Annotated in this window: 11 protein-coding genes; 6 read left to right on the top strand and 5 right to left on the bottom strand. The window is 56.4% G+C overall.

The features are described 5' to 3' along the window. The coding region (locus P2R09_RS06290; RefSeq protein ID WP_175501524.1) for a cold shock domain-containing protein at positions 1-106 on the top strand (106 nt) is incomplete at its 5' end. Positions 107-288: 182 nt separating this feature from the next. Here the strand turns inward: P2R09_RS06290 and P2R09_RS06285 are convergent. Then, entirely contained in the window at positions 289-1,305 is a 1,017-nt protein-coding gene (locus P2R09_RS06285; protein WP_275768076.1) for a lipoate--protein ligase A, read from the bottom strand. Positions 1,306-1,537: 232 nt separating this feature from the next. On the opposite strand from P2R09_RS06285, the gene P2R09_RS06280 reads away from it, so the two are divergent. From P2R09_RS06280 to P2R09_RS06260, 5 genes are all read left to right on the top strand, one after another. Further along, positions 1,538-2,449 (top strand): DMT family transporter, encoded by a 912-nt coding sequence (locus P2R09_RS06280; protein WP_275768075.1) that lies wholly within the window; start codon positions 1,538-1,540, stop codon positions 2,447-2,449. 146 nt (positions 2,450-2,595) lie between these two features. Continuing rightward, positions 2,596-3,825: an MFS transporter gene (locus P2R09_RS06275; protein WP_275768073.1), complete on the top strand. Its 1,230-nt coding sequence runs from the start codon at positions 2,596-2,598 to the stop codon at positions 3,823-3,825. A gap of 26 nt (positions 3,826-3,851) precedes the next feature. After that, entirely contained in the window at positions 3,852-4,913 is a 1,062-nt protein-coding gene (locus tag P2R09_RS06270; protein ID WP_275768133.1) for a sugar phosphate isomerase/epimerase, read from the top strand. Between the two features lie 68 nt (positions 4,914-4,981). Continuing rightward, complete coding sequence (locus P2R09_RS06265; protein ID WP_275768071.1) at positions 4,982-5,962, top strand: LacI family DNA-binding transcriptional regulator; 981 nt, start codon at positions 4,982-4,984, stop codon at positions 5,960-5,962. 163 nt (positions 5,963-6,125) lie between these two features. After that, positions 6,126-6,851, top strand: coding sequence for a pirin family protein (locus P2R09_RS06260; RefSeq protein ID WP_003855194.1), 726 nt, complete (start codon positions 6,126-6,128; stop codon positions 6,849-6,851). A gap of 39 nt (positions 6,852-6,890) precedes the next feature. On the opposite strand, the gene P2R09_RS06255 is transcribed toward P2R09_RS06260, so the two are convergent. The 4 genes from P2R09_RS06255 to P2R09_RS06240 form a co-directional block, all read right to left on the bottom strand. Continuing rightward, positions 6,891-7,712, bottom strand: a complete 822-nt coding sequence (locus P2R09_RS06255; protein ID WP_275768069.1) for an alpha/beta hydrolase — start codon at positions 7,710-7,712, stop codon at positions 6,891-6,893. A gap of 75 nt (positions 7,713-7,787) precedes the next feature. Then, positions 7,788-9,389: an MFS transporter gene (locus P2R09_RS06250; protein WP_275768067.1), complete on the bottom strand. Its 1,602-nt coding sequence runs from the start codon at positions 9,387-9,389 to the stop codon at positions 7,788-7,790. Beyond that, positions 9,376-9,798 (bottom strand): DoxX family protein, encoded by a 423-nt coding sequence (locus P2R09_RS06245; protein WP_275768065.1) that lies wholly within the window; start codon positions 9,796-9,798, stop codon positions 9,376-9,378. Before P2R09_RS06245 ends, P2R09_RS06250 begins: the two co-directional genes overlap by 14 nt. Before the next feature lie 2 nt (positions 9,799-9,800). Beyond that, entirely contained in the window at positions 9,801-11,678 is a 1,878-nt protein-coding gene (locus P2R09_RS06240) for an amidohydrolase (protein ID WP_275768064.1), read from the bottom strand. Between the last annotated feature and the right edge of the window lie 57 nt (positions 11,679-11,735).

Genomic DNA, 11,735 nt, shown 5'->3' with positions numbered 1-11,735 from the left:
AATCCAGAGCAACGATTATAAAACTCTGGACGAAGGTCAGCAGGTCGAATTCACGATTGAAAACGGCGCTAAAGGTCCTTCAGCGGCAAACGTAGTCCCTATGTAAGCCTTAGTTATCAATAACGCTTACAATAGCGATGACGGCAACAGCCTGAGCAGATAAGCCTGAAATTGATAATTAATAAAAACCCGCCTTGTGCGGGTTTTTTGCGTTTGTCTTTTACTGAATGCTGTTAAGGAGAAGATGGCCCGCGACAGATTCCAGAACGGGCAAATGAAAACGACTGTTCAGCGTACGCTGGCGACCAGCCAATGCTGCAATTCTGTCAGCTCTGCCTGTCGCAATGGGAAATCCGCAACCAGCTGACTCAGTACCGGTTCAAGGGCGTCTGGGCGGTAAGTGACGTTTTGCATCCGCTGCGCCAGCGCTTCGAGCGGCGCAGGATTGAGACTGTCGCTGAAAATCTGACAACGAGTGATCACGCCACGTTCAACATCGAAGTGGATCTCCACACCGCCCCAGGCAAAACGCTGGTCAAGCAGATGCGAGAAGTCAGGTGCCTGACCGAAATTCCACGCCCAGCTACTCTGCCGCGCGAACTGTTCTGTGAAACCCGGCAGGTCGGGCAAGGCTTCAGGCGAAATCATCTCCGGTTCACAACGCTCTCCGTAATGATCGAAAAAGGCGTCAGTCACTGCTGAGCAGATCGCCTGATAGCTGATATCCGGTGCTAATTCTGCCAGATTGGTTACCCTGGCGCGGACCGACGTAATCCCTTTGGCCTGCAATTTTTTCACATCGGGATTAAGGTAGTCCGCCAGCCTGCTTAGGTCGGCATCCATCAGAATAGTGCCGTGATGAAAACCCCGGTCCGGTGTTTCGCGGTAGGCGGAACCGGAGATTTTACGCAGTCCCTCAGCAGTGTTGACCACTAAATCGTTACGTCCGGATGCTTCCGCCGGAACATCCAGCGCGTTAAGTGCACGCAGGATAATGGCGGTTGAGACGCTTTTATCATACTCCGGCTTGCCAGCCATAAAGGTAAAACAGCAGTTGCCGAGGTCGTGAAATACCGCGCCACCGCCGCTGCTGCGACGCGCCAGCCGGATACCATCTTCTTCCATACGTCGTGTGTTGCACTCTTTCCACGGATTTTGCGCCCGTCCAATTACTACCGTTTCCGCATTACGCCACAAAAATAGCACTCGCTGGCTGGCGGGCATCTGCCGGAAAATGCACTCTTCTACCGCCAGATTAAACCAGGGGTCGTTAGATTCAGATAGCAGTAAACGCAGCGTGGACATCGGAGACTCCTGTTCCTTAGAGAAGCGGCCCATAGAGCAGGGCAGAAGGCTGAGTGTACCAGCAGGGAAGCTGATCCACATGCCTGTTCATGCCGTGACGCTGCGTCAAAAAAAGATAAAATGCCGTTTGCGACCTAATCCCGGCAGATTGCTTTATCGCTTTGTGCCAGTATGAAGGTTGAGTGTGCTGATTCCCCTGCTTATTTTTCCCCACTGAGAGATCAAAAACCCTATGAACGCTTCCGCTGGCATAGCGATGAAGATCACAGCTGCGTTAAGTTCAACGCTGATGCTGGCTTGTGTAAAAGGACTGGATGGCGCAATCCCGGTCGGTGAAGTGATATTTTTCCGTTCAGTGCTGGCATTGGTCCCACTGTTAATCTGGCTAGGTTTTCAGGGCAGCATACTGGATGGCATTCGCACCCGGAATATTCGCGGACATTTTGTGCGAGGACTGGCCGGAACCGGCGGCCTCTATTTCAGTTATCTGTCGCTGCTCTACATTTCCCTGACCGATGCCACCGCGATTAACTATGCTGCGCCGCTTTTTACCGTGCTACTGGCGGCATTGTTTCTGCGTGAAAAAGTCCGGCACCATCGCTGGGTGGCGGTTTTTACCGGTTTTAGCGGTATCCTGGTCATGTTCTCCGGGCATCTCACCCTGACGAGTCAGGCCACATTCTCGCTCTCATCCTCAGTGGGCATTCTGTTGGCGTTAATGGCAGCCTTATGTACTGCCTGTGCACTGGTTCAGATTCGGTTTCTTAACGGGAAAGAGAAGCCCGGTGCTATCGCATTCTGGTTTGCTGTCACCACGGCGCTAACGTCGCTGGTTACGCTTCCGGGCGGCTGGAAATTCCCTCAGGGTAACCAGCTGGCATTACTGGTGGGATGTGGACTGCTGGGCGGTATCACGCAGATCCTGATGACCCTGAGTCTGCGGTACGCAGAAGCCTCACTGCTGGCGCCGTTTGATTACACGACGTTGATCTGGTCGGTGGCGGTGGGCTATTTGCTTTTGGGGAATCTGCCGACTTCCACCACCGTTATCGGTGCAATTCTGGTGGTGATCGGCGGTCTCTATTCGGTGTTGTATGAGCGATATCGCTTCCGGAAAGCACGGGTAGTTGATGCCACCGGTTGACCTCACGACACCGTCGTCTGGCATCGTTGATATCCGAATGGTAACGCTGGGTGAATAATTTGTGATCGGGGCAGGAGAACCTGTTACGGTAATCGATTACTTTCACACCATCAGAAAGTAATCGATTACTTATTCACGAGGTTCCCATGATTGCAACGGTGCAGGCGCGCGCAGGCCAGCGGGTGCAGCATAAGCTGCTGGTGCCGCGACTCTCTCTCATGATGTTCATGCAGTTTTTTATCTGGGGTAGCTGGTCGGTCACGCTGGGGCTGGTGATGACCCGACACAATATGCCGTTGCTGATTGGTGATGCGTTTTCAGCCGGACCTATCGCCTCAATTCTCTCGCCGTTTGTGCTCGGCATGCTGGTGGATCGCTTTTTCCCTTCGCAAAAAGTCATGGCCGTGATGAACCTGGCGGGCGCAGCCATCCTCTGGTTTGTGCCACAGGCGCTGATTGCGGAGAACGGCGCGCTGCTAATCGCACTGTTATTTGGCTATACGCTCTGCTTTATGCCGACGCTGGCACTCTCAAATAACATCGCCTTTCACAGCCTCGCCAGCAGTGAGCGGAGTTTCCCCATCGTCAGAGTCTTCGGTACCATCGGCTGGATCGTGGCGGGGATCTTTATCGGCGTGACCGGCATTGCTGACAGCGTGGCGGTGTTTCAGCTGGCGGCGCTTTGCTCGATACTGCTGGCGATTTACAGCCTGACGCTGCCGCATACGCCGGCACCAGCCAAAGGTTTGCCGTTGAAAGTCCGCGATCTCTTCTGCGCGGACGCCTTCGCACTGCTGCGACAGCGTCATTTCATGGTCTTTGCTCTGTGCGCCACGCTGATTTCCATTCCGCTGGGCACCTATTATGCCTTCACCGCCTCGTGGCTGGCGGATGCCGGTATCCGGGACGTCAGCACGCTGATGTCACTGGGACAGATGTCTGAAATTCTCTTCATGCTAATCATCCCGCTGCTGTTTCGTCGCCTCGGCGTCAAAACCATGCTGCTGATTGGGATGATGGCGTGGTTCGTTCGCTACGCCCTGTTCGCGCTGGGCATGAGCGATGAGACGCGCACGCTGATCTACCTCGGCATCCTGTTGCATGGTGTCTGTTACGACTTTTTCTTCGTGGTGGGATTCATCTACACCGATCGGATTGCCGGTGAAAAGGTGAAAGGTCAGGCGCAGAGCATGGTGGTGATGTTCACCTACGGCATTGGCATGCTGCTGGGATCACAAATCTCCGGTTCTCTGTACAACCATCTGGTGGCGGGCAATGCCACAGCCCAGAACTGGGCGTTATTCTGGTGGATCCCCGCGATTGCTGCAGCGCTGATTGCGATTATCTTCTTCTTCTCGTTCAAATACCGTGATTAGGCGGTAGCAGGACACAGGAGTTAATGATGAGAACAATTAAGGGGCCGGGCATCTTCCTGGCACAGTTCATCACCCCGCAGCCGCCGTTTAACTCGCTGGAAGGGCTGGGGAAGTGGGCCGCGGGGCTGGGGTATCAGGCACTGCAGATCCCCTGTCATCAGCCTGCTATTTTCGATCTTAAAAAGGCGGCGGAGAGTCAGACGTATTGTGACGAGGTGCGAGGGGTGCTGGCCGGTTTCGGACTGGAGATCAGCGAGCTTTCTACCCATCTTGAAGGTCAACTGGTAGCGGTCAATCCGGCCTACGACCTGGCATTTGATAATTTTGCCCCGGCGGCATTACGTGGCGATCCGGCCCGGCGCACTGAGTGGGCAATAGCCACACTGAAGAGGGCAGCGGCTGCCTCAGAGAAGCTCGGCCTGCGTGCGCATGCCACATTTTCTGGTTCGCTCGCCTGGCCCTGGTTTTACCCGTGGCCACCGCAGCATGACGCGCTGTTTGATGAGGCGTTTGCTGAGCTGGCGCGCCGCTGGCTGCCGGTGCTGGATCTGTTTGACCATCACGGCATTGACCTCTGTTATGAAATTCATCCCGGCGAAGACCTGCATGACGGTGTCACGTTTGAGCGTTTTCTGATGGAGGTTAATTACCATCCGCGCTGCAATATCCTGTTCGATCCCAGCCATCTCCTGCTGCAACACATCGATTATCTACAGTTCATCGACCTCTATCATTCGTGCATCAAAGCCTTTCACGTTAAGGATGCTGAGTATCAGCTTAACGGGCGCAGCGGCGTTTATGGCGGCTATCAGCCCTGGCTGGCCCGCGCCGGACGGTTTCGATCGCCTGGCGATGGTCAGATCGACTTCAGCCGTATCTTCAGCAAGCTGGCGCAGTATGGCTATGACGGATGGGCGGTACTGGAGTGGGAGTGTTGCCTGAAGGATAGCGAGACGGGCGCGCGTGAAGGCGCGGAGTTTATCCGCCGGCATATCATTCCGGTGTCTGATCGCGCTTTTGATGATTTTGCTCTGGCAGAGAACGGCCCATCAGTACGCCATCAGTTGGGCCTGGATCGTGACACCTGAAGCCATTTTGCAGCCTCAGCGGCTGCGTTATGCGGTTGATCTGCAAGGATTTAAACAGAAGGAGCGCTATGTCTATACAGAGAATCGCCCGGATGGCGGGCGTCTCGGTTGCTACCGTTTCCAGAGTGCTGAATAACAGCGACAGCGTGAAACCGGCTAATCGCCAGAAAGTCCTCGCGGCAATTGAAGAGAGCAACTATCAGCCCAATCTGCTGGCACGTCAGCTGCGTACAGCGCGCAGTTCAATGATCCTTGTGCTGGTTTCAGACATCTCCAACCCGTTTTGCGCTGAGGTTGTCAAAGGCATTGAGGAGCAGGCGGAGAAAAACGGCTATCGCATCCTGTTATGTAACTCGGGCGCGGACATCGCCCGTTCGCGATCCAGTCTTCAACTGCTCTCCGGCAAGATGGTGGATGGCATCATCACCATGGATGCCTTCAGCAAACTCCCGGAACTGAGTCAGCTGATAGGTTCGGCACCCTGGGTTCAGTGCGCCGAACATGATGATAACGGCCAGATTTCCTGCGTCGGCATTGATGATGAAGCCGCTGCGCAGTCCGTGGTGCTTTATCTGGCCAGACAGGGACGAAAGCGCATCGCGCTGATCAATCACGACCTGAGCTACCGTTATGCCCGCCTGCGCCAGCAGGGCTACACCACAGAGCTTAATGAACAGCAACTGAGCTGGCAGGCCATCGCGTATGCCAGTGCACTGAGTTTCAGTGCCGGTAAAGCGGCAATGAATCAACTGCTGGCTGCTGAAAGCCGGCCTGACGCGGTGTTTGCGGTTTGCGATACGCTGGCCGCCGGTGCGATGGCGGCGATTCAGCAGGCGGGACTGCGGATCCCTCAGGACATTGCCGTGGTGGGGTTTGACGGCAGCGAACTGGCCAACATGGTCTCACCGCCGCTGACCACGCTGGCTCAGCCCTCAAAGGAGATTGGTCGTCGCGCCTGTGAGCTGGTGCTGCAGAAAATTGCCTGGCCCGACGCGCCGCCGCAATCTGTGATTATGCAGGGCGAGCTGGTGGTGCGAGCCAGCAGCTGAAAGCCTCACCCGCATACCCTTCATCGGGATATTCTCGCTCAAATTGTCCACCAAAATGAGACAGTGATTGCCAGTTCAGGTCATTGTGTGGCACTCAGGTTTACTTATATGCTGTTTCCATCGAAGGGCATTCGCACTTCCCGAATCAACGAAGGGGCAGAATATGATTGAGCAAAGATTGTCAGAGCAACGCGGTGTGGGCGATCACGGCTGGCTGAATTCACGTCACACCTTCTCTTTTGCAAACTACTGGGATCCGAAACAGGCGGGCTTCTCCGATCTGCTGGTGATTAATGATGATCGGGTTGCCAAAGGACGGGGTTTTGGCGCTCATCCGCACAGTAACATGGAGATTATCTCTTATGTGCTGGAAGGGGCGCTTGAGCACAAAGACTCAATGGGAACCGGTTCGGTGATTGTCCCTGGCGATGTGCAACTGATGAGTGCCGGTAGCGGTGTGACCCACAGCGAGTTCAACCACTCCGGCACCGAGGGTGTGCATTTCCTGCAAATCTGGGTGGTACCCGCAGAGAAAAACACTCCGCCAGGTTATCAGCAGATCTCCGTCAGCGAAGCAGATAAGCGCGGCAATCTGCGGCTGATTATTTCGCCAGACGGTGAAAATGGGGCATTACGGGTACGCCAGGATATTCGCATCTATGCAGGACTGTTCCAGGGCGATGAGCAGCAGACAATTACACTCCCGGATGATCGCTACGCCTATATCCATGTGGCGCGCGGCAGTGTCAGAGTCAATGGCCTGCAGTTTAATGCCGGAGATGGTGCGCGGGTTCGCGACGAGAAAACGCTGTCGTTCAGTCATGGTGAAGGCGCAGAGGTGCTGTTATTCGATCTGCGTCCGAATGAAGTGAATCATCCAACCCGATAAAATGAAAACTGCGCGGCGAAAGCCGCGCAGTTTTTTGCATCACTGCGCGTTAAGGAACGCCAGCAGATCCTGATTCAACTGATCCTGATGCGTCACGGCGAAACCATGTGGCGCGTTGTCATAGAGCCTGAGTTCAGCACCCTCAATCATCTCCGCCGCAACCTTGCCGGTGGTTTCAAACGGCACGACCTGGTCGTTGCTGCCATGAATGACCAGTGTCGGCACATTTACTTTTGCCACGTCGGCACGGAAATCGGTCTCCGCGAAGGCGGTCACGCAATCCATGGTACTTTTGAGTGAGGCCAGCAGCGCGATGTTCAGCATCTGCGTCATGACGCCATCGGAGACGGTCTGTCCGGCATTAGTGCCATAGAACGGCGTCGCGAACTCTTTGATAAACTGTGCGCGATCCTTGAGCAGGCCATCACGAATGCCTTCGAACACCGACATATCGACACCCTGCGGATAGTCTGCCGTTTTGCCAAAGATAGGTGTGACGGCACCGAGCAGCACCAGCGCCCCGACGCGATCGCTGCCATAGCTGCCGATATAACGCGTGACGTCGCCGCCACCCATAGAGAAGCCCACCAGCGTCACGTTCTGCAGATCAAGATGGGTGATCAGGTCGTTGATGTCCGACGCAAAGGTATCGTAGTTATTGCCGTTCCAGGGCTGATCTGAGCGGCCAAAGCCACGGCGGTCAAATGCAATCACCCGATAGCCATGGTCGGCCAGGAAGTTCATCTGGCTGTCCCACATGTCGGCATCCAGCGGCCAGCCGTGGCTGAACAAAACAGGCTTGCCGGTTCCCCAGTCTTTAAAGTAGATCTGTGTACCGTCGGTCGTTTTAAAGGTGCTCATGGTATTGCCCTCTGTATGACGTGATGAATGATGAGAAAGTGTAGCCAGTCACACTGGCGCCACCAGATAGCGAACCTAGGGGTGATTTTCACCCTGATGAAAAGCGAAAACCCGCCGCTCTATCTTTTTGTCGTTGATGGTGTAGCGCTCTTTCTGACGCAGATGCTCGACCCAGGAGCCGACCACAAACGTCTCGACGAAAATACCGGGCTGTAAGATATCTTCATAAAGTGACCAGTTGATGGCGCCACCACGACGTCTGACCCGCCGCATATCCTGCATGCAGACGATAAAAGCATGTGCATCATCAATATTAATCCGGTATTCGTAATTCACCATCACTGGCCCTCGTTCATGACGGATATCCAGTGCAGGTGCATTAACGCCATCGCCAACCATATCGAGATTGAGATCGGGATCCTGATCGAGACGCCAGCGCCAGACGGTGCTGCTGGCGAGCACCATCCCCAGCGCGGCGACGCAGAGCGACAGCGGAATGCCGAAGTGCGAGGCGAGCTGTCCCCAGAGGGCGCTACCTGCGGTCATCGATCCAAAAAACACTGTCAGATAGACCGCCAGCGCACGCGCTTTCACCCATTTCGCGGCGCTCCGCTGTGCGCCAAGATTCAGCGTCGACAGCACCGCGATCCAGGCAAAGCCGGTAAAGAACTCAAACGCATTCAGCAGCCAGAAGTGCCGCACAAAGGCCAGCGCCAGCATGGTCAGGGCGAAGAGAAGACTGGCGAGCACCATCAGGCGATCGGAGCTTAAGTGACGACGCAAACGCGGCAGCAGCACCGCGCCGGTAATCGCGCCGACCCCGATGCAGGCCAGCATGATGCCGTAGCCGCCAGGGCCGAGGCCCAGTTCACGACGAGCCACCAGCGGCAGCAATGCCCAGCCCGCGCTGCCAAACAGGAAAAACGAGAAGGTTCGCACCAGTACGTTACGTAAGACCGGTGCCGCATGAACGTAGCGAAGACCCGCCCGTACCGCCGGGAAGAAGTGTTCAGGCGGAAGACGCTGGACGCTCGGCTCCGCTTTCCAGCGCCAGAGCACCCAGGCGACGCCCAGCACTGACAGCGCATTGAGCAGGAATACCATCCAGGGGCCGGCGAACGACAGGATCAGGCCACCCAGTGCCGGTCCGATGGCGCGACTGATATTAATGCCGAGTGAGTTAAGGGCAATGGCAGGACCGAGTTCCGGTTTGGTCACCAGATCTGGCACGATCGCCTGGAAGGGCGGCGAACTCATGGCGGCACCTGCGCTCAGTAAAAAGGCAGCGCCTAGCAGCACGCCGGGTGTCACATGACCGGTCCAGGCCAGTACGGTCAGCCCGGCGGCGGCGGTAAACGTCCACAGTTGGGAAAACAGTAAATATTTACGGCGGTCAACGATGTCCGCCATCACCCCGGAGGGCAGTGCAAAGAGAAACATCGGCAGGCTGCTGGCTGCCTGCACCAGCGCCACGGCCAGAGGATCGGCACTTAGCGTCAGCATGGTCCAGTTCACGCCGACATCATTCATCCATGATCCGATATTTGAAACCACAGTGGCGATCCACAGCATGCGGAACACCGGCTGGCGCAGTGGCTGTAACGGCGAAACCTCATTAGTGGGCCGCACATCAGGCTGTTCCTGCTCAACCTGATGAATATCATTAACCTGTGCCATAACGCCTCCCCTTAGGTTTCGCAGCGCCGATGCGCCAGCCGCCTGGCCCGGTCAGCGCCAGCGTGGTAAAGATAATCAGCAGCAGCCAGCCGAACTGGCCTTCCGCCAGTGACCAGCCAGGGTGGACGACCAGCATTGCAACCAGCAGTACCGCGATAATCGGCAGGCAGGCAATCCGGCTTCCCCAGCCGATAATAATGAAAATCGGGCAGATGACTTCCGCCACGATAGCGGGCAGCAGGCTCATCATCGGTCCCAGCCCGAAAGGATCTTCGATGCGCGTCAGTTCTTCGCTGAAATGCAGAATTTTCGGCAGCCCATGCACCTGTAACAACAGCAGGCTGCCAGTCATGCGCAGGAAGAACAGCCCCGCGTTGATGCGGGGCGAAAGAGCGGTAGCATAATTCATGATTAAAACGCGAAGCAGCTGCAGCCGAGCGCGCCCCAGAAGGCGTTATCTTCGGCAACGGGTACGCTGGAACCTCGTGCGATCTCATGCGAGTGGCGATGAACACCGCACGGGCCGCTGCAGTGGTGGACGGCGGGCATCATGCCTGCACGGCTCTGCGCAACCGGCGGAGCACTGCGATAATGACCCGGCACATTTACCACCGGTGACCACTCCGGCAGGATCGGAATCGCAGGCGGCGCATCTGCGCTGAACGATCCGGCGGCATAGACGATATTGCCATCCACCACGGTCAGCACTGACTCAATGCCTTTGATTTCCTCTTCCGGGACGCTGAAAAAGTCTTTGCTCAGCACCGCCAGGTCCGCCAGTTGTCCCACTTTGACCTGACCTTTTTTACCTTGTTCACTGGAGAACCAGGCGCTGCCCTGCGTCCAGAGCATCAGCGCCGTTTCACGGTCCAGGCGGGCACTGACATCATACATCTGCATGCCGCCCACGGTGCGGCCAGAAACCAGCCAGTAGAGCGCGGTCCAGGGGTTGTAGCTGGCAACGCGGGTCGCATCGGTGCCCAGCCCGACCGGCACGCCGGTCTCCAGCATTTTCTGAACCGGTGGGGTATGGCGGGTGGCTTCAATGCCGTAGCGCTCAGCAAAGTATTCACCCTGGAACGCCATGCGATGCTGCACGGCAATGCCACCGCCCAGCTCTTTAATACGATCGATATTGCGCTGAGTGATGGTTTCCGCATGGTCAAAGAACCAGTGCAGACCATTGAACGGAATATCACGATTCACTTTTTCGAACACATCCAGCATCCGGCTGATTGACTCGTCATAGGTCGCATGCAGACGGAAAGGCCATCGATGCTCAACCAGATGACGCACCACGCGCTCCAGCTCGTCTTCCATGCCAGGGGCTAAATCCGGACGAGGCTCCAGGAAATCTTCGAAGTCAGCCGCCGAGAAGACCAGCATTTCCCCTGCGCCATTGTGACGGAAATAGTCGCTGCCCTGGCCTGGCGTCAGCATGTCCGTCCATTTTTCAAAATCTTCCAGCTCATGGCCCGGACGCTGCGTGAAGAGGTTGTAGGCGATACGCAACGTCATCTGCTTTTTCTGATGCAGCTCAGCAATCACTTCGTAATCTTCGGGATAGTTCTGGAAGCCGCCGCCCGCATCAATGGCGCTGGTCAGACCCAGACGGTTCAGCTCGCGCATAAACTGGCGGGTGGAGTTGACCTGCTGTTCCAGCGGCAGTTTCGGTCCTTTCGCCAGCGTGGCGTAGAGGATCATTGCATTAGGGCGGGCGATCAACAGGCCGGTGGGATTGCCGTTGCTGTCGCGCTGGATTTCGCCACCCGGCGGGTTTGGCGTCTCTTTGGTGTAGCCAACCACTTTCAGAGCGGCGCGATTGAGCAGGGCGCGGTCATAGAGGTGCAGCACGAAAACCGGCGTGTCGGGTGCTGCTTCGTTGATCTCATCCAGCGTCGGCATCCGGCGCTCGGCAAACTGGAATTCTGTCCAGCCTCCCACTACGCGAACCCACTGCGGTGAAGGGGTACGCAGCGCCTGCTCTTTCAGCATCCGCAGCGCATCGGCAACCGATGGCACGCCTTCCCAGCGCAGTTCAAGGTTGTAGTTTAGCCCCCCGCGAATCAGATGCAGGTGTGAATCGTTCAGGCCGGGCACAGCCGTGTGGCCCTTAAGATCGACCACTTTGGTGCCGTCGCAGTGAAATTCCATCGCCTCTGCCAGCGTGCCGACCGCCACGAACTTGCCATCGCGAATCGCTACCGCTTCCGCAACTGGATTACTGCGGTCAACGGTGTGAAATTTGCCATGGGTCAGTATCAGTTCTGCTTTACCGAGCGTAACCATAGATGCTCCTCATCGGGGGTGTCCGGCTTAGCGCGGGACAGGAAGTGCCGCAGATAA

Origin of the sequence: Pantoea sp. Cr_R13 (genome assembly GCF_029222565.1) — a bacterium.
GTDB lineage: Bacteria > Pseudomonadota > Gammaproteobacteria > Enterobacterales > Enterobacteriaceae > Pantoea > Pantoea eucalypti.
The sequence above is the reverse complement of the archived record's forward strand: the minus strand, read 5'-3'. Positions and strand labels throughout refer to the sequence as shown.